This is a genomic window from Pseudomonas sp. TAA207 (genome assembly GCF_001529285.1).
Lineage (GTDB): Bacteria > Pseudomonadota > Gammaproteobacteria > Pseudomonadales > Pseudomonadaceae > Aquipseudomonas > Aquipseudomonas weihenstephanensis.
The window spans coordinates 28,914-46,433 of sequence record NZ_LLWJ01000070.1; the positions used below are offsets into that span (position 1 = coordinate 28,914).

General features: G+C 59.3%; 16 protein-coding genes and 1 pseudogene. 11 read left to right on the top strand and 6 right to left on the bottom strand.

The window, feature by feature from the left end:
* Positions 1–121 precede the first annotated feature (121 nt).
* From rnc to pdxJ, 4 genes are all read left to right on the top strand, one after another.
* Complete coding sequence (gene rnc, locus AP059_RS16965) at positions 122–811, top strand: ribonuclease III (protein WP_048363273.1); 690 nt, start codon at positions 122–124, stop codon at positions 809–811.
* Positions 804–1,706: a GTPase Era gene (gene era / locus AP059_RS16970; protein ID WP_048363274.1), complete on the top strand. Its 903-nt coding sequence runs from the start codon at positions 804–806 to the stop codon at positions 1,704–1,706. The genes rnc and era overlap by 8 nt, the downstream gene beginning before the upstream one ends.
* A gap of 157 nt (positions 1,707–1,863) precedes the next feature.
* Positions 1,864–2,553 (top strand): DNA repair protein RecO, encoded by a 690-nt coding sequence (gene recO / locus AP059_RS16975; protein WP_048363275.1) that lies wholly within the window; start codon positions 1,864–1,866, stop codon positions 2,551–2,553.
* Between the two features lie 51 nt (positions 2,554–2,604).
* Positions 2,605–3,348, top strand: coding sequence for a pyridoxine 5'-phosphate synthase (pdxJ, locus tag AP059_RS16980; protein ID WP_059764398.1), 744 nt, complete (start codon positions 2,605–2,607; stop codon positions 3,346–3,348).
* 76 nt (positions 3,349–3,424) lie between these two features.
* Here the strand turns inward: pdxJ and mltF are convergent, their stop codons facing one another.
* Positions 3,425–4,882, bottom strand: coding sequence for a membrane-bound lytic murein transglycosylase MltF (gene mltF, locus AP059_RS16985; protein ID WP_048363277.1), 1,458 nt, complete (start codon positions 4,880–4,882; stop codon positions 3,425–3,427).
* A gap of 285 nt (positions 4,883–5,167) precedes the next feature.
* Between mltF and purL the strand changes: the two genes are divergently transcribed.
* Complete coding sequence (gene purL, locus AP059_RS16990) at positions 5,168–9,064, top strand: phosphoribosylformylglycinamidine synthase (protein ID WP_059764400.1); 3,897 nt, start codon at positions 5,168–5,170, stop codon at positions 9,062–9,064.
* A gap of 5 nt (positions 9,065–9,069) precedes the next feature.
* Positions 9,070–9,381 carry a Nif3-like dinuclear metal center hexameric protein gene (locus AP059_RS16995; RefSeq protein ID WP_048363280.1) on the top strand — a complete coding sequence of 104 codons (312 nt, stop codon included), beginning with the start codon at positions 9,070–9,072 and terminating at the stop codon, positions 9,379–9,381.
* Positions 9,382–9,454: 73 nt separating this feature from the next.
* Here AP059_RS16995 and AP059_RS17000 read toward each other — a convergent pair whose 3' ends face one another.
* Positions 9,455–10,021: a L,D-transpeptidase family protein gene (locus AP059_RS17000; protein ID WP_059764401.1), complete on the bottom strand. Its 567-nt coding sequence runs from the start codon at positions 10,019–10,021 to the stop codon at positions 9,455–9,457.
* Between the two features lie 41 nt (positions 10,022–10,062).
* Positions 10,063–10,620 (bottom strand): NUDIX hydrolase, encoded by a 558-nt coding sequence (locus AP059_RS17005; protein ID WP_059764404.1) that lies wholly within the window; start codon positions 10,618–10,620, stop codon positions 10,063–10,065.
* A 145-nt stretch (positions 10,621–10,765) separates the two neighbouring features.
* On the opposite strand from AP059_RS17005, the gene AP059_RS17010 reads away from it, so the two are divergent.
* The 5 genes from AP059_RS17010 to purT all read left to right on the top strand — a co-directional run bounded on the left by AP059_RS17010 (position 10,766) and on the right by purT (position 14,039).
* Positions 10,766–11,368 (top strand): CoA pyrophosphatase, encoded by a 603-nt coding sequence (locus AP059_RS17010; protein WP_059764406.1) that lies wholly within the window; start codon positions 10,766–10,768, stop codon positions 11,366–11,368.
* Positions 11,369–11,413: 45 nt separating this feature from the next.
* The gene (locus tag AP059_RS17015; RefSeq protein WP_059764408.1) at positions 11,414–11,938 is read left to right on the top strand and encodes a gamma carbonic anhydrase family protein; all 525 of its coding nucleotides are present in this window, start codon (positions 11,414–11,416) and stop codon (positions 11,936–11,938) included.
* Complete coding sequence (locus AP059_RS17020) at positions 11,935–12,141, top strand: DUF1289 domain-containing protein (protein WP_059764410.1); 207 nt, start codon at positions 11,935–11,937, stop codon at positions 12,139–12,141. Before AP059_RS17015 ends, AP059_RS17020 begins: the two co-directional genes overlap by 4 nt.
* 152 nt (positions 12,142–12,293) lie before the next feature.
* Positions 12,294–12,758: a preQ0 transporter gene (locus AP059_RS17025; protein WP_059764412.1), complete on the top strand. Its 465-nt coding sequence runs from the start codon at positions 12,294–12,296 to the stop codon at positions 12,756–12,758.
* Between the two features lie 99 nt (positions 12,759–12,857).
* On the top strand, positions 12,858–14,039 hold the full coding sequence (gene purT / locus AP059_RS17030) for a formate-dependent phosphoribosylglycinamide formyltransferase (RefSeq protein ID WP_059764413.1): 1,182 nt from the start codon (positions 12,858–12,860) through the stop codon (positions 14,037–14,039).
* A 68-nt stretch (positions 14,040–14,107) separates the two neighbouring features.
* On the opposite strand, the gene AP059_RS17035 is transcribed toward purT, so the two are convergent.
* The 3 genes and pseudogenes from AP059_RS17035 to AP059_RS17050 all read right to left on the bottom strand — a co-directional run bounded on the left by AP059_RS17035 (position 14,108) and on the right by AP059_RS17050 (position 17,385).
* Positions 14,108–15,424: an MFS transporter gene (locus AP059_RS17035; RefSeq protein ID WP_059764415.1), complete on the bottom strand. Its 1,317-nt coding sequence runs from the start codon at positions 15,422–15,424 to the stop codon at positions 14,108–14,110.
* A 257-nt stretch (positions 15,425–15,681) separates the two neighbouring features.
* A pseudogene (locus tag AP059_RS17045) lies at positions 15,682–16,488 on the bottom strand (transporter associated domain-containing protein); the annotation flags it as partial.
* Positions 16,489–16,572: 84 nt separating this feature from the next.
* On the bottom strand, positions 16,573–17,385 hold the full coding sequence (locus AP059_RS17050; RefSeq protein WP_048363291.1) for a cytochrome C assembly family protein: 813 nt from the start codon (positions 17,383–17,385) through the stop codon (positions 16,573–16,575).
* Positions 17,386–17,520: the final 135 nt, after the last annotated feature.

Sequence of the window (17,520 nt, forward strand, 5' to 3'; positions counted from 1 at the left end):
TAAGTGTGACGGCGGCGAACAGTGTGTTCCCTGTCCATTTGCTATGCGATAAACGAGCATCACTGATCCCTAATATCGGTCCGGTGGTGACATTCGGCCACGAACTCAGCGTGGGTAAATCGTGAGTTTTTCTTTAGAGCGTTTAGAGCGTCAGCTCGGCTACACCTTCAAAGACCAGGAACTGATGATTCTGGCCCTGACTCACCGCAGCTTCGCGGGGCGCAATAACGAGCGCCTGGAGTTTCTGGGTGATGCAATTCTCAATTTTGTAGCGGGCGAGGCGTTGTTTGACCGCTTCCCGTTGGCCCGTGAAGGCCAGCTGTCGCGTCTGCGCGCACGCCTGGTAAAAGGCGAAACCCTGGCCGTGCTGGCCCGTGGTTTTGAGCTGGGCGAGTACCTGCGTTTGGGCTCGGGCGAGCTCAAGAGCGGCGGTTTCCGCCGTGAGTCGATTCTGGCAGACGCCCTCGAAGCGCTGATCGGCGCCATTTACCTGGATGCAGGCATGGACGTTGCCCGCGACCGCGTATTGGCCTGGCTGGCCAGCGAGTTCGAGACGTTGACCCTGGTCGACACCAACAAAGATCCAAAGACTCGCCTGCAAGAGTTCTTGCAGTCGCGTGCCTGTGATCTGCCGCGCTACGAAGTGGTAGATATCCAGGGCGAACCGCATTGCCGCACTTTCTTTGTGGAGTGCGAAATTGCCTTATTGAATGAAAAAAGCCGGGGTCAGGGTGTGAGTCGTCGTATTGCCGAACAGGTAGCGGCCGCAGCAGCACTGATTGCCCTTGGCGTGGAGAATGGCCATGACTGATTCAACTGCAACACGCTGTGGCTATGTCGCCATTGTTGGTCGACCAAACGTGGGTAAATCCACACTGCTGAACCACATTTTGGGTCAAAAGCTGGCGATCACCTCGCGCAAGCCGCAGACCACCCGTCACAACATGCTGGGCATTAAAACCGAAGGCGCTGTACAAGCGGTCTACGTTGATACCCCGGGCATGCACAAAGGCGGCGAAAAAGCCCTGAACCGCTACATGAACAAAACCGCTTCGGCAGCGTTGAAAGACGTCGACGTGGTGATCTTTGTGGTCGACCGCACCAAGTGGACCGACGAAGACCAGATGGTGCTGGAACGCGTGCAGTACGTGACCGGCCCGCTGATCGTCGCGTTGAACAAGACCGACCGCATTGAAGACAAAGCCGAAATGATGCCGCACCTGAGCTGGCTTCAGGAGCAACTGCCGAACGCCCAGATCATCCCGATCTCCGCTCAGCACGGCCACAACCTTGAAGCGCTTGAGCGTGTGATCGCCGGGCATTTGCCGGAAAACGAGCACTTCTTCCCGGAAGATCAGATCACTGACCGCAGCAGCCGCTTCCTCGCCGCTGAGCTGGTGCGTGAAAAAATCATGCGTCAAATGGGCGCCGAGCTGCCGTATCAGATCACCGTTGAGATCGAAGAATTCAAGCAGCAGGGCAAAACCTTGCATATCCATGCCTTGATTCTGGTTGAGCGTGACGGTCAGAAAAAAATCATCATTGGCGACAAGGGCGAGCGCATCAAGCGCATTGGCACCGAAGCGCGCAAAGATATGGAGCTGCTGTTCGACTCCAAAATCATGCTTAACCTGTGGGTGAAAGTGAAAGGCGGCTGGTCCGACGATGAACGCGCGTTGCGTTCGCTGGGCTACGGCGACCTGTAATCCCAGGCCGCGGCAGCTCCTTCCACGCGCTGGGGGAGCTGCCAAGGCATGACGCAGCCTCGCTTGCTCCTCAGCGGCTACATGCCCTGTGTCCGTGATCCTTGACCGCCAACCAGGTATCTACAGAGATTGTCTGTTGGCCCCCGAGATAGCAGGCATGTCCAGCAAAACCCCCACCCCCCAACTCGCCTATGTCCTGCACAGTCGCCCCTATCGCGAAACCAGTGCACTGGTCGACTTTATTACCCCACAAGGGCGATTGCGGGCCGTTTTGCGCAGTGCGCGCGGCAAGGCCGGCTCTCAGGCCCGACCTTTTGTTCCGCTGGAAATCGAATTTCGGGGCCGGGGCGAACTGAAAAACGTCGGGCGCATGGAAAGCGCAGGCCTTTCAACCTGGCTCAGCGGTGAGGCCTTGTTCAGTGGCCTTTACCTCAATGAGTTGCTGGTGCGCCTGCTACCGGCTGAAGACCCCCATCCCGCCGTGTTCGATCACTACGCCGCCACCTTGCTGGCGCTCGCCGAAGGACGTGCGCTTGAGCCGTTGTTGCGCGCCTTTGAATGGCGCCTGCTGGATGACCTGGGCTATGGCTTCTCACTGACTCAAGACATCCACGGTGACCCCGTCGCCGTGGACGGCATGTACCGTTTGCAAGTCGATGCTGGCCTTGAGCGCATTTATCTGGTGCAGCCGGGGTTGTTTCACGGTGTTGAACTGCACGCGATGGCGGATGCCGACTGGAGCACGCCCGGTGCCTTGTCTGCGGCCAAGCGTCTGATGCGCCAGGCCTTGGCCGTGCATTTGGCGGGCAAGCCGCTGGCCAGTCGCGAGTTGTTTCGCAAGCCCTGAATAGACCGGTATGCTGTGCGCCGAATCTGCAACTCTTCAGGAGAGCCCACCGTGACCCACAGCAATCGCATTCTTCTCGGCGTGAACATCGACCACGTAGCCACGCTGCGCCAGGCGCGCGGCACGCGTTACCCTGACCCGGTCAAGGCCGCGCTGGACGCAGAAGAGGCGGGCGCCGATGGCATCACCGTGCACCTGCGTGAAGACCGTCGTCACATCCAGGAGCGCGACGTGTTGCTGCTCAAGGACGTGCTGCAAACCCGCATGAACTTCGAGATGGGCGTGACCGAAGAGATGATGGTATTCGCCGAGCGCATTCGTCCGGCGCACATCTGCCTGGTGCCCGAAACACGTCAGGAACTGACCACAGAAGGGGGCCTGGACGTAGCGGGGCAGGAAGCACGAATCAAGGCCGCCGTGGAGCGCCTGAGCCGGATCGGCTGCGAAGTGTCCTTGTTTATCGATGCCGACGAGCGCCAGATCGAAGCTTCCCGTCGTGTGGGCGCACCGGCGATTGAACTGCACACCGGGCGTTACGCCGATGCACAGACGCCAACCGAGGTTGCTGAACAATTGACGCGTGTCGCTGATGGGGTGGCGTTTGGTTTGGCCCAGGGTCTGATCGTTAACGCCGGTCATGGTTTGCACTATCACAACGTGCAAGACGTGGCAGCGATCAAGGGCATCAACGAGTTGAACATTGGCCACGCACTGGTGGCGCACGCCCTGTTTGTGGGCTTCAAATCGGCAGTGGCCGAGATGAAAGCGCTGATTGTGGCGGCTGCCAAGGTATAAGCAGGTCTGAGTGTAGTCGCAGCCTTCGTTGCTCGGCAGCGACTACAGGGTTTGACCGGGTTTATTCAGTGCAGGGTTAAAGCTGCGGCTCTTCTTTGGGCTTGGTCTTGTCGATACCGGGGATGTGCAGTGTGCTGTCGGCGGCCTGGTCGCCTTCCAGTTGCGGCTGCGTGGCCCAGGTCAGGATGTCGTAGTAACGACGGATGTTGGCCACAAAGTGCACGGGCTCGCCGCCGCGGGCGTAGCCGTAGCGGGTTTTGCTGTACCACTGCTTCTGCGCAAGGCGCGGCAGCATTTTTTTAACGTCCAGCCACTTGTTCGGGTTCAGGCCTTCTTTTTTCGCCAGTTTGCGTGCGTCATCCAGGTGCCCGCCGCCAACGTTATACGCGGCCAGCGCAAACCAGGTTCGATCCGGCTCCTGAATGTCGTCGTCCAGCTCGCTCTTGATCAGTGCCAAATACTTCGCGCCGCCATAAATGCTTTGCTTGGCGTCCAGTCGATTGGCCACGCCCATCGCCTGTGCGGTGTTCTGGGTGAGCATCATCAGGCCGCGAACCCCGGTTTTTGAGGTGACGGTGGGTTGCCACAGGGATTCCTGATAGCCCATCGCTGCCAGCAGTCGCCAGTCCACGCCTTCTTTTTTGGCGGCCTCCTTAAAGAATTTTTCGTACTTGGGCAGGCGTTGTTGCAGGTGTTGAGCAAAGGTGTAAGCGCCCACGTAACCCAGCACATCGACGTGGCCGTAATAACGGTCTTTGAGGCGCTGCAAAGTGCCGTTCTTTTCAACCTTGTCGAGGTAGGCGTTGATCTCGTTCAGCAGGCTGTTGTCTTCACCTGCCATCACCGCCCAGCGCTGGCTGCGGGCATCCCCCAGGTCGAAGGCCACGCGCACGTTAGGAAAGTACACCTGGTTCATGGCCACTTCATTGGAGTCAACCAGTGTCAGGTCGATTTGACCTTCATCGACCATACGCAGCAGGTCGACTACTTCAACAGCGTCAGACTCTTCGTACTCAATGCCGGGGTATTGCTTTTTGAGTTCGGCGAGTTGCTCTGCGTGGGAGCTGCCTTTGAGCACCGTGATGCGCTTGCCTGCCAGATCTGCCGCAGAGGTAGGGCGTGACTGGCCGTTGCGATAGATGATCTGCGGCGTGACCTCAAGGTAGGGGTGAGAAAACTTGGCTTGTTGGAGGCGATTTTCGCTGCTGACCAGTCCGGCAGCAGCCAGCACCGGGCCGTCAGGTTGGCCGAGCTGGGTAAACAGGTCGTCCAGGTTATCGGCTGTTTCGATCTTCAGCTCCACACCCAGATCATCGGCAAAGCGTTTCACCAGCTCGTATTCAAAGCCGGTTTCGCCGTTGCGATCCTCAAAGTAGGTGGCCGGGCTGTTACGGGTGATCACCCGCAGTACCCCATCCTCCTTTACGCGCTCCAGGGTGCTGGGTTTTTCAACGCAGGCACCGAGCATCAGGAAGAGTCCGGTTGCGAGGAGCCATTTGGCGCAACGCTGGCGGAATACAGATAGAGAAAACATGGGCGCAGTATACGCAAAGCAGCGCGCGTGCCATATCACGGCAATAGGCACTCAGCCAGTTGAGAAGCCTTGAATCAGCGCGAACCCTTGTGAAATGGGCCTTTGAGGGGTGTTGAAAGATCCAAACAGACTTGGCTTGTGGTCGCTGATAGCCATAAAGAATAAGGCCCTGATCGAATAACGACGTTTGACGTGCGCAAGGTGTGCCGTTTCGGGTGCCGAGACCAAAGGTTTACGTTAGAATGCCGGGCCTCAAAGCACACCCCTCCCGAGGCTGTCCCGAAGATGTTGATCCTGCGCGGCGCTCCTGCCCTATCTGCCTTTCGCCACAACAAACTTCTCGCACAACTGAGCCAAAAGGTTCCAGCTGTCAGTGGCTTGTACGCTGAATTCGCCCACTTCGCCGATGTTACTGGTGAGTTGACCCGCGATGAGCAATTGGTACTGGCTCGTCTCCTGAAGTACGGTCCAAGTGTGCCGGTCCAAGAGCCGAGCGGCCGACTGTTCCTGGTGTTGCCGCGGTTTGGCACCATCTCCCCTTGGTCGAGCAAGGCCAGCGACATTGCCCGTAACTGTGGCCTGGCTAAAATCCAGCGCCTGGAGCGTGGCATTGCGTTCTATGTGGCAGGTCAATTCAGCGACGCTGAAGCCGAGCTGATTGGCGCGACCTTGCACGACCGCATGACGCAAATTGTGTTGGGCGATCTGGAGCAGGCGGCTGGTTTGTTCAGCCACGCCGAACCCAAGCCGCTGACCGCGATTGATGTGTTGGGTGGTGGTCGTGCTGCGCTGGAAAAAGCCAACGTCGAGCTGGGCCTTGCGCTGGCAGATGACGAAATCGACTATCTGGTCAATGCTTTCAACGGTTTGGGTCGTAACCCGCACGACATCGAACTGATGATGTTTGCCCAGGCCAACTCCGAGCATTGCCGCCACAAGATCTTCAACGCCAGTTGGGACATCGACGGCCAAAATCAGGAAAAAAGCCTGTTTGGCATGATCAAAAACACCTACGTGATGCACAGCGAAGGTGTGCTGTCGGCCTATAAAGATAACGCTTCGGTGATTGTCGGCAGCGTGGCCGGTCGTTTCTTCCCCAACCCTGACACCCGCCAATACGGCGCGGTGCAAGAGCCGGTGCACATCTTGATGAAAGTCGAGACGCACAACCACCCGACCGCTATTGCCCCGTTTCCGGGTGCGGCGACCGGTTCTGGCGGCGAAATTCGCGATGAAGGCGCAACAGGGCGTGGTGCCAAGCCCAAAGCGGGCCTGACCGGTTTTACCGTGTCCAACCTGCAAATTCCGGGCTTCGTACAGCCGTGGGAAGTGCCGTACGGCAAGCCTGAGCGCATTGTGACCGCGCTCGACATCATGATCGAAGGCCCGCTGGGCGGCGCCGCGTTCAACAACGAGTTCGGTCGTCCGGCCCTGACCGGCTACTTCCGTACCTTTGAGCAGTCCATCACCACCCCGCATGGCGACGAAGTGCGCGGTTATCACAAGCCGATCATGTTGGCGGGCGGCATGGGCAACATCCGCGCCGAGCACGTACAGAAAGCCGAGATCACGGTCGGCTCCAAGCTGATCGTGCTGGGCGGCCCGGCGATGTTGATCGGTCTGGGCGGCGGTGCCGCTTCCTCTATGGCGACGGGCGCAAGCTCGGCTGACCTGGACTTCGCTTCGGTACAGCGCGAAAACCCGGAAATGGAGCGTCGTTGCCAGGAAGTGATCGACCGTTGCTGGCAGTTGGGTGACAAAAACCCGATCAGCTTCATCCACGACGTGGGTGCAGGTGGTCTGTCCAACGCCTTCCCCGAGCTGGTAAATGACGGCGAGCGTGGTGGTCGCTTCGAACTGCGCAACATTCCAAACGACGAGCCGGGCATGGCCCCGCACGAAATCTGGAGCAACGAATCCCAGGAACGTTACGTACTGGCAGTGGGCGTAGAAGATTTCGCGCGCTTCCAGGCCATCTGCGAACGTGAGCGTTGCCCGTTTGCCGTGGTCGGTGAGGCCACGGCTGAACCGCAACTGACGGTCACCGACAGCCACTTCGGCAACAACCCGGTGGACATGCCACTGGAAGTGTTGCTGGGCAAAGCACCGCGCATGCACCGTTCGGCCGTGCGTGAAGCCGAGCTGGGCGATGATTTCGATCCTGCCACGCTGAGCATCGCCGAGTGCGTTGAGCGCGTGCTGTATCACCCGGCCGTTGCCAGCAAAAGCTTCCTGATCACCATTGGCGACCGCACCATCACCGGCCTGGTTGCTCGCGACCAAATGGTCGGCCCGTGGCAAGTGCCCGTGGCTGACGTGGCCGTGACCGCCACCAGCTTTGACGTTTACACCGGTGAAGCGATGGCGATGGGCGAGCGTACTCCGCTGGCGCTGCTGGATGCCCCGGCATCGGGCCGTATGGCCATCGGCGAAACCCTGACCAACATTGCCGCCTCGCGCATCGGCAAGCTGTCTGACATCAAAATGTCGGCCAACTGGATGTCCGCTGCGGGTCATCCCGGTGAAGACGCGCGCCTGTTCGACACTGTTAAAGCGGTCGGCATGGAGCTGTGCCCAGAGTTGGGCATCACCATTCCAGTGGGCAAAGACTCGATGTCGATGCAAACCCGCTGGAGCGAAGAGGGCGCCGACAAGAGCGTCACCTCGCCGTTGTCGCTGATCGTGACCGGCTTCGCCCCCGTGGTTGATATCCGTCAAACCCTGACCCCTGAACTGCGCATGGACAAGGGGCTGACCGATCTGATCCTGATCGATCTGGGCCGTGGCCAAAACCGTATGGGTGCCTCCATCCTGGCGCAAACCTACGGCAAGCTGGGCAAGCAGGCGCCAGACGTCGATGACGCAGAAGACCTCAAAGCCTTCTTCGCCGTGATTCAGGGGCTGAACGCGGACGGTCACTTGCTGGCCTACCACGACCGTTCCGACGGTGGTTTGATGACCAGCGTGCTGGAGATGGCTTTTGCCGGTCACTGTGGCCTGAGCTTGACGCTCGATTGCCTGACCCAAAACGCCAGCGAAATCCCGGCCATCCTGTTCAACGAAGAACTGGGTGCCGTGATTCAAGTGCGTCAGGACGCTACGGCCGAAATTCTGGCCCAGTTCAGCGTGGCAGGCCTGGGTGAGTGCGTGGCCGTGATTGGCCAGCCGTTGAACAACAGCGAAGTGACCATCAGCCTCAAAGGCGAAACCGTCTTTGAAGGTCAGCGTGGCGCGTTGCAGCGTCAGTGGGCGCAGACCAGCTACCAGATCCAGCGTCTGCGTGATAACGCCGACTGTGCGGATCAGGAATTCGACGTGTTGCTGGAAGAAGACAATCCGGGCCTGAGCGTCAAGCTGGGCTTTGACGTCAACCACAACATCAGTGCGCCGTACATCAAAAAAGGCATTCGCCCGCAAGTGGCTGTACTGCGCGAGCAGGGCGTCAACGGTCAGGTTGAAATGGCGGCGGCGTTTGACCGTGCCGGTTTCAACGCGATCGACGTGCACATGAGCGACATTCTGGCCGGCCGTGTCGACCTGAACGAGTTCAAGGGCATGGTGGCTTGCGGTGGTTTCTCTTACGGCGACGTGCTGGGTGCCGGTGAAGGCTGGGCCAAGTCGGCACTGTTCAACACCCGTGCCCGCGATGCGTTCCAGAGCTTCTTCGAGCGCTCCGACAGCTTCTCGCTGGGTGTGTGCAACGGTTGCCAGATGATGTCCAACCTGAGCGAACTGATTCCGGGCAGCGAGTTGTGGCCACACTTTGTGCGCAACCGTTCCGAGCAGTTCGAAGCGCGTGTGGCAATGGTGCAAGTGCAGGAGTCGAACTCCATCTTCCTGCAAGGCATGGCCGGTTCGCGCATGCCAATCGCTATCGCGCACGGTGAAGGCCATGCCGAGTTCGCCAGCGAAGAAGCCTTGCTGCAAGCCGACTTGTCCGGTTCGGTGGCGCTGCGTTTCGTCGACAACCACGGCAAAGTGACTGAAAACTACCCGGCCAACCCGAACGGTTCGCCGCGCGGGATTACCGGTCTGACTAGCCGTGACGGCCGTGTGACCATCATGATGCCGCACCCGGAGCGGGTATTCCGCGCCGTGCAGAACTCGTGGCGTCCCGAGGAGTGGAATGAAGATGCGCCGTGGTTGCGCATGTTCCGCAACGCTCGCGTCTGGGTGGATTAAGCGCGATGTACAAGCTCAGCTTTTTCGTGCCGCCCAGCCATGTCGATGGGGTCAAGGACGCCGTATTTGCTGCCGGTGGCGGTCGAATCGGCCAGTACGATCACTGCGCCTGGCAGACCATGGGCCAAGGCCAGTTTCGTGCGCTGGACGGCAGTCAGCCGTTTATTGGGCAAACCGGCCAGGTTGAGTATGTGGGGGAGTGGAAAGTTGAGCTGGTCGTTGCCGATGATCTGATACAAGCCGTGGTGGCTGCGCTCAAGCTCAGCCACCCGTACGAAACACCGGCGTATGAGGTGTGGCGTCTGGCTGATTTCTAGCCCTTTGCTCTACAAAAAAGCCCGCTGAACCGGTAACGGTCAGCGGGCTTTTTGCTGTCGGCGGATTCAGCTGTTAAGGGCGAATCTCAACCATCGTGCCGTCTTTGGTGAGGTTCCACACTTCGCGCATTTCGACATTTTTCATGGCGATGCAGCCATCGGTCCAGTCCAGCGTGTGGAACAGGTTTTCCGGGTTTTCTTCGGTGTCGGGCGTGCCGTGGATCATGATCATCGAGCCGGGGCTTACACCTTCACGGCGTGCGTGGGCAGCATCGCTGATGTTGGGATACGAGATGTGCATCGCAAGGTTGAACTTCTCGCTTTTTTTGCGCCAGTCGACCCAGTACAGGCCCTCTGGGGTGCGTTTGTCCCCCTCGCGGGTTTTCGGCCCTTTAGGCTGCTTGCCCAGCGAGATGCGGTAAGTCTTGATCGGCTTGCCGTCGCTGATCAGCTGCAACTGGCGCGCTGACTTGAGCACGAGGATTTTCTCCACCGGCTTGCTGCCACGGGTGAGCTGAGTCGAATGAGCCGGCTTTATGACCGCATTTTTATCGACAGGTTTGCCGTTGATCGTGACGACAACAGCGGCTTGGCACGTAACAGCGAATGACAGGCAAAGGGCGGCGAACAACCAGCGCATGGAGCGGTATCCCTAAAGGTACAAATGGGTGACGGGCGTCGTTATTGTTGTGGCTTGGCCAAACCGGCCAAAGGTGCAACGGCTTCGCTGCGCACGGGGTAAACCTGGTTCGGGCGGTCAGCGAAAAAGCATTCTAAGGTACGACTGACCGTGCGAAAAGCCAGCTCGGACCAAGGGATGTCGGCTTCATCAAACAACCGCACTTCAAGGCTCTCTTCACCGGCCGCATAGTGTGGGTTCAGCATGTGGGCACGGTAGAAAATATGCACCTGATTGATGTGCGGCACATCAATCAGGGTATAGATGCTCAGGTTGGCCACTTCGGCACAGGCTTCTTCGCGGGTTTCGCGTTGGGCCGCCTGTTCGACGGTTTCGCCATTTTCCATAAAGCCTGCGGGCAGGGTCCAATAGCCCTTGCGCGGCTCGATTGCGCGGCGGCACAGCAACACTTGCGTGCCCCAGGTCGCGACGCAACCGGCGACGATATTCGGGTTTTGATAGTGAATGACCTGGCAGTGGTCACACACATACCGCAGGCGCGAGTCACCCTGCGGGATATGCTGGCTGACGGAATGGCCACACTGGCTGCAAAAATTCATGCTGTGCTCTCTGTTGTGGCGCCTATCTTGGGGGCTGAAGCAGGGCCTGGGCAAGTGCTGCATCGCGACCTGCGACAGTGTGGGGCTTGGGTGCTCCGGGTGATTTGGTGCATGATGCCCGATAAGTGACGGATCGAGATGACCTATGCTGGACGAGCTGCTTGGCCGCGTGCGCCGCTATACCCCGCGAACGCTGGTAACAGAGCGTAGTTTCCCCGAAGCTGCGGTATTGCTGCCAGTGACCCGCAATGACAAGCCCGAACTGATTTTGACCTTGCGCGCCAGCGGGTTGTCGACCCATGGTGGCGAGGTGGCATTTCCCGGTGGTCGACGTGACCCCGAAGACCTGGACCTCGTATTCACCGCCCTGCGCGAAGCCGAAGAAGAAATCGGCCTGCCGCCGGGTTTGGTCGAAGTTATCGGCCCGCTCAGTCCCTTGATTTCCCTGCATGGCATCCGCGTCACGCCCTATGTTGGCGTGGTGCCCGATTACGTCGAATACCTGGCCAACGATGCCGAAATTGCCGCTGTGTTCAGTGTGCCGCTGGATTTCTTTCGCCAGGACCCGCGCGAGCATACCCACCGTATCGATTACCAGGGGCGCAGTTGGTACGTGCCGAGCTACCGTTTTGGCGTGTACAAGATCTGGGGCCTGACGGCAATCATGATCGTCGAGCTGATGAACCTGCTTTACGACGACGTGAATATCAACCTGCACACCCCGCCGGAACGTTTTATCAATATCTAGAGCCTTCTATAGAAAGAAGGTCACGCCTGCCTTGAGGACATTCGCATGAAATACCGTTTGGGCGACTCGTTCGTCGACACCCACCCCGACAGCTGGACCGCGCCCAATGCCACCCTGATCGGCAAGGTCCGGCTGGAAGAAGGTGCCAGTGTATGGTTCAACGCGGTGTTGCGCGGCGACAATGAGCTGATCCTGATCGGTAAAAACAGCAACGTGCAGGACGGCGCCGTGATGCACACCGACATGGGCTATCCGCTGACGCTGGGCACCGGCGTGACCATCGGTCACAACGCCATGCTGCATGGTTGCACCGTGGGCGATTACAGCCTGATCGGCATCAACGCGGTGATTCTCAACGGCGCACGCATCGGTAAGCACTGCATCATCGGCGCCAATTCGCTGATTGGTGAAGGCAAGGTCATCCCTGACGGTTCACTGGTCATGGGTTCACCAGGCAAGGTGGTCCGCGACCTGACGGATGAGCAGAAAAAACTGCTTGAAGCCAGCGCTGCGCACTATGTGCAGAACGGCCAGCGCTATGCCCGCGATCTTGAAGAACAGTCATCGTGAGCGAGCCGGAGCGCCCGGTCGCATCCCCCTGCGTCAATATCTGCGCATTGGACGAGGCGGACATATGCACCGGCTGTCAGCGCAGCGTGGCCGAAATCACCCGCTGGAGCCGCATGACCAACCCTGAACGGCGCGAAGTGCTGGCGTTGTGTAATGAGCGTGCTGCGTCCAGTGGGGTGGTGTGGCTGCTGGGCAGTACGTAATGCTTTCGTAGTCGCTGCCGCAGGCTGCGAAGGGTTGCCCCCCCGTTGACTTGACGTCTGCATGGGCCTTGTCGCAGCCTGCGGCAGCGACTACACAGTTGTGATTGACTCAAGTACCCTGTGCGCCTTATTCACAGGTGCTGCCCGTTCCCATGTTGTTTCTTATCGCTTATATCGCCAGCGTCGTACTGATCAACTACGCGTTTTCTACCGCCCCGCATCTGGACATCATCTGGTCGGCCTGGGGCGGACTGGTATTCGTGTTGCGCGACATGGTGCAAATCCGCTTTGGCCACGGCGCCATTGTGGCCATGCTCGCGGCGCTGGTGCTGTCGTATGTGACCTCAGACCCTTCAATTGCCCTGGCCAGCGCCACCGCCTTTGCGGTGTCCGAATGCATTGACTGGCTGGTGTTCAGTATCACCAAGCGCCCGCTGCAAGACCGCTTGTGGATCAGTTCGGCGCTGAGCATTCCGATTGATACCTTCATCTTCTTCGCCATGATCGACGCCTTCACCCCCGGCGTGATCCTCACCGCGATGGGTTCAAAGTTCGCCGGTGTGACCTGCGTGTGGTTGGCGATGGCCTGGCGTTTGCGCAAAGCCGCCGCTCAATAAGGTCACGCGCCCCAGATCATGTAAAATGCCGGCCTTTCTCCCCCAGCAGGCGCTGGCCTGGCGAGCGCCTTCGATGATTTGTTTCCTTGAGGACCTGAAATGACCCGTATCGGAACTCCACTGTCGCCGACCGCGACCCGCGTATTGCTGTGTGGCTGCGGCGAGCTGGGTAAAGAAGTCGTCATCGAATTGCAGCGTTTGGGTGTCGAAGTGATCGCCGTAGATCGCTACGCCAATGCACCTGCCATGCAAGTTGCGCATCGCAGTCACGTGATCAACATGCTGGATGGCGCGGCGTTGCGCGCCGTGATCGAAGCTGAAAAGCCGCACTTCATCGTGCCGGAAATCGAAGCCATCGCCACCGCCACGCTGGTTGAGCTGGAAGCCGAAGGCTTCACCGTCATCCCGACCGCGCGTGCCACGTCCTTGACCATGAACCGTGAAGGCATTCGTCGCCTGGCGGCAGAAGAGCTGGACCTGCCCACTTCGCCGTATCACTTTGCCGACACGTTCGAGGACTACAGCCGTGCTGTGCAAGACCTCGGCTTCCCGTGTGTCGTCAAACCGGTGATGAGTTCGTCGGGCAAAGGCCAAAGCCTGTTGCGCAGTGCCGATGACGTGCAAACAGCCTGGGACTACGCGCAAGAAGGCGGCCGCGCCGGTAAAGGCCGGGTCATCATCGAAGGCTTCATCGACTTCGATTACGAAATCACCTTGCTCACGGTGCGTCATGTCGGCGGCACAACGTTCTGCGCGCCGGTAGGTCATCGTCAGGAGAAGGGCGACTACCAGGAATCATGGCAGCCACAGGCCATGAGCCCGATTGCACTGGCTGAATCCGAGCGCGTGGCCAAGTCGGTGACCGAGGCGTTGGGCGGGCGCGGCCTGTTTGGGGTCGAACTGTTTATCAAGGGCGATCAAGTGTGGTTCAGCGAAGTCTCGCCGCGCCCGCATGATACGGGTTTGGTGACGTTGATTTCGCAGGACTTGTCGCAGTTTGCGCTGCATGCCCGCGCGATTCTCGGCCTGCCGATTCCCTTGATTCGTCAGTTTGGGCCATCGGCCTCGGCGGTGATTTTGGTGCAAGGGCAGTCGACCCAGACCGCCTTCGCCAACCTGGGTGCTGCTTTGAGTGAGCCGGACACGGCTTTGCGCCTATTTGGCAAACCCGAAGTCAATGGTCAGCGCCGCATGGGCGTGGCCCTGGCGCGTGACGAGTCGATTGAAGCGGCTCGCGCCAAAGCGACCCGTGCTGCCACAGCGGTCATCGTCGAGCTGTAAACAGTTGGAAGCTCCCGCAGACTGCGATCTTTTAGAGCAAAAGATCGCAGCCTGCGGGGTATTGCTTGTTACCCGACCTTGTTCAGATCAGCCTCTCTGGTTTCTTTCAAGCACAGCACGGCGATCAAGCTGAGTATCGCCGCGCCTGACACGTAGCCGCCCACCCAGCTCAAACCGCCCATGCTCACCAGTTTTTGGGCGAAGAAGGGTGCGGCTGACGCGCCGACAATGCCGCCCAGATTGTAGGCAGCCGAGGCGCCGGTATACCGCACGCGCGTTGGAAACAGCTCAGGCAGCAACGCGCCCATCGGTGCAAACGTCACGCCCATCAGAAACAGCTCGATGCACAAGAACAGCGCCACGCCCCAGGTCGTGCCGTGGGTGAGTAGCGGCTCCATCAGAAAACCGGACGCTATCGCCAGCACGCCGCCCACGATCAGCACCGGTTTGCGCCCATAACGGTCGCTGGCCCATGCCGAAAGGGGCGTTGCAGCGGCCATGAACAGCACGGCAAAGCACAGCAACCCGAGGAAGGTCTCGCGGGTATAGCCCAGCGTGGACACGCCGTAACTCAGCGAAAACACGGTTGAGATATAAAACAGCGCGTAGCACACCACCATCGAGGCGGCACCCAGCAGCATCGGTGCCCAGTAGTTGCTTAACAGTTCAACGATCGGCATTTTCACCCGTTCGTGTTGCGCCACGGCTTTGGCGAACACCGGGGTCTCTTCGAGTTTGAGCCGCACATATAAACCGACCATGACCAAGGCTGCGCTGAGCAGGAACGGAATCCGCCAGCCCCATGAGCGAAACTGTTCATCGCTGAGGGTCATTGCCAGGATCAAGAACAACCCGTTTGCCGCCAGAAAGCCAATTGAGGGCCCCAATTGCGGAAACATCCCGAACCAGGCGCGCTTGCCTTTCGGTGCGTTCTCGGTGGCCAGCAACGCTGCACCGCCCCATTCCCCGCCCAAGCCTAGGCCCTGCCCGAAACGCAGCACGCACAGCAGAATGGGTGCCCAGGCACCGATTGTGGCGTAGCCCGGCAGCACGCCAATCAGCGTGGTACACACGCCCATCAACAGCAGCGATGCCACCAGCGTGGATTTGCGCCCAATGCGGTCGCCATAGTGGCCAAACACAAAGGAGCCGAGCGGGCGGGCGAGGAAGGCAATGCCGAACGTCAGAAACGCCGACAGCATTTGCGCGGTGCCGGAGGTTTGCGGGAAGAACACCGGGCCGATGACCAGCGCTGCGGCGGTGGCATACACGTAGAAATCGTAGAACTCGATGGCCGTCCCGATAAAGCTGGCAGTGGCCACGCGGGAGGCCGAGTTAACCGGTTTATCGCACGAGGCTTCGCTGAACGTAGTGGTTGTGGTCATGTGCATATCCCTGACAGTTATGTGCCCGTGGCGTTATCTGGCGGTGAGGCAAGACAAGGCTGAGCGATTTTTTATGGTCATTGCCCTGAGGGATACCAGGGTGCAAGCGCCGCTCGGGATGGGAGCGCGCGCAGGTACAGCCAGCAGCGGCAGGCCGACGACGCTGAGTGCGGGTAGCACGCGTGTCGGCCAGGCTTGGGTAAGCGGGAGTGATTATAGGGAGCGGCGGGGGGATGGAACAAGCTGCGGGGCTGCGATCAGGCCGCAGGCTTGACGCTGTTGTGCCAGATCAGTACGCGGCTGACACGGTTTTCTTCGGTTTCCAGAATTTCCAGTCTGTAACGACCGATTTTCAGGCACACCGTGGTTTCGGGGATGGTTTCCAGTGCTTCAGTGACCAGGCCGTTCAAGGTTTTCGGGCCATCGCAAGGCAGTTGCCAGCCCAGGGTTTTGTTCAATTCGCGGATGGACGCGGCGCCATCCACTACGTAACGGCCGTCGGGCAGCGGTTCTACGTGCGGGTTGTCGGCGTTTTGCTCGTCTTCAAACTCACCGACGATCTCTTCAAGAATGTCTTCAAGGGTCACGATGCCCAGCACTTCGCCGTATTCATCCACCACGATGCCGATGCGCCGCTGCTGTTTATGAAAGTTGAGCAGCTGTAATTGCAGCGGGGTGCTTTCAGGGATGAAGTAGGGTTCGTGGCAGACGGCCAGAATCGCCTCTTTGGTCAGGCTGGCATCGGGCAGCATGTGCTGGATGTGGCGTGTATTGAGGATGGCTTCGACCTGATTGATGTCGTTATGAAACACCGGCAGTCGCGTGCGCTTGGTCTGGCGCAGTTGCTCGATCAAGTCTTCGATCGAGTCGTCCAGGTTCAGGCCCTCGACTTCGCTGCGCGGGATCAGGATGTCGTTGACCGTGATGTTGTCCAGTGCATGAATGCCCGACAGCAGCTGTGGGCGGCTGCCAGGTTGTTCATCATTCTCAGCGGGCAGGGCGTTATGCGGCGGGTGAGCGTCGCCGCGTTGTGTCACGGCCTGAGGCTTGCGCGAAACAATCCCGATACAGAATCCCAGTCCTGCAAACACCAGCGCCAAGAGGGCGAGTAATGGCCCGGGGGGCAAGCTATCCATAATCAACGCCCGTCAGATATGCAGAATGTATTCACGAACCAGCTTGCTGCCAAAGTAGGCCAGCATCAGCAGGCAGAACCCGGCAAACGTCCAGCGGATGGCTTTGTGGCCGCGCCAGCCAAGGTGATGACGGCCCCACAGCAGCACGCTGAAAACGATCCACGCCAGGCACGCCAGCAGGGTTTTATGCACCAGATGCTGGGCAAACAGGTTGCCCAAAAACAGCCAGCCCGAAATCAGTGACAGCGATAGTAATGCCCAGCCTGCCCACAAAAAGCCAAACAGCAGGCTCTCCATGGTTTGCAGCGGCGGGAAGTTCTTGATCAGGCCCTTGGGGTGTTTGTGTTTGAGCTGGTAGTTCTGCAATGACAGCAACAAGGCCTGGAACACCGCAATGGTGAACATTCCGTACGCCAGGATCGACAGCAGGATATGGGCCAGAATGCCGGGTTGTTCATTAATGACCTGTACGGTGCCCGGCGGGGCGAACTCGGACATCAGTACCGTGAGTGCCCCTAACGGATATAACAGCAGCAACAGGTTCTCGACCGGGATACGCGCACACGCAACCAGCGTCACGCTGATGACGGCAACGGCAATCAGGCTGGCCGCGCTGAAGAAGTCCAGCTCAAGCCCGGCAGGGGTCATCAAATGGGTAAACAGGCTCGCAGCGTGGGCGAGGACGGCAAGGATGCCGAGCGTCACCAACAGACGATTGTTTGCCTTCGCGCCGTGGCGCAGGCAATTGCCTTGATAGAAGGTCGCAGCGGCGTATAAGCAGGCGGCGGCGAGGCTGGGGAGCAAACTCGGTGACAAGGGGAGCATAAATCCTGTTAGGCAAGCCCGAAAGGGCTGAGTTTGGCATACAACCGCCTGAACACGAAAGGCCACATAAGCTGACGGTAAGGTGTCCGCCGCGATCAGTCTTCGCTATAATCCGCGACCTGCCCACGCCGCAGG

Coding starts and splice junctions, on each gene's coding strand:
- AP059_RS17035 (WP_059764415.1), bottom strand. CDS start 15,424: ATGACCACAACCACTACGTTCAGCGAAGCCTCGTGCGATAAACCGGTT.
- mltF (WP_048363277.1), bottom strand. CDS start 4,882: ATGTTTTCTCTATCTGTATTCCGCCAGCGTTGCGCCAAATGGCTCCTC.
- era (WP_048363274.1), top strand. CDS start 804: ATGACTGATTCAACTGCAACACGCTGTGGCTATGTCGCCATTGTTGGT.
- AP059_RS17000 (WP_059764401.1), bottom strand. CDS start 10,021: ATGCGCTGGTTGTTCGCCGCCCTTTGCCTGTCATTCGCTGTTACGTGC.
- AP059_RS17015 (WP_059764408.1), top strand. CDS start 11,414: ATGAAATACCGTTTGGGCGACTCGTTCGTCGACACCCACCCCGACAGC.
- purT (WP_059764413.1), top strand. CDS start 12,858: ATGACCCGTATCGGAACTCCACTGTCGCCGACCGCGACCCGCGTATTG.
- AP059_RS17005 (WP_059764404.1), bottom strand. CDS start 10,620: ATGAATTTTTGCAGCCAGTGTGGCCATTCCGTCAGCCAGCATATCCCG.
- recO (WP_048363275.1), top strand. CDS start 1,864: ATGTCCAGCAAAACCCCCACCCCCCAACTCGCCTATGTCCTGCACAGT.
- AP059_RS17050 (WP_048363291.1), bottom strand. CDS start 17,385: ATGCTCCCCTTGTCACCGAGTTTGCTCCCCAGCCTCGCCGCCGCCTGC.
- AP059_RS17025 (WP_059764412.1), top strand. CDS start 12,294: ATGTTGTTTCTTATCGCTTATATCGCCAGCGTCGTACTGATCAACTAC.
- AP059_RS16995 (WP_048363280.1), top strand. CDS start 9,070: ATGTACAAGCTCAGCTTTTTCGTGCCGCCCAGCCATGTCGATGGGGTC.
- purL (WP_059764400.1), top strand. CDS start 5,168: ATGTTGATCCTGCGCGGCGCTCCTGCCCTATCTGCCTTTCGCCACAAC.
- AP059_RS17010 (WP_059764406.1), top strand. CDS start 10,766: ATGCTGGACGAGCTGCTTGGCCGCGTGCGCCGCTATACCCCGCGAACG.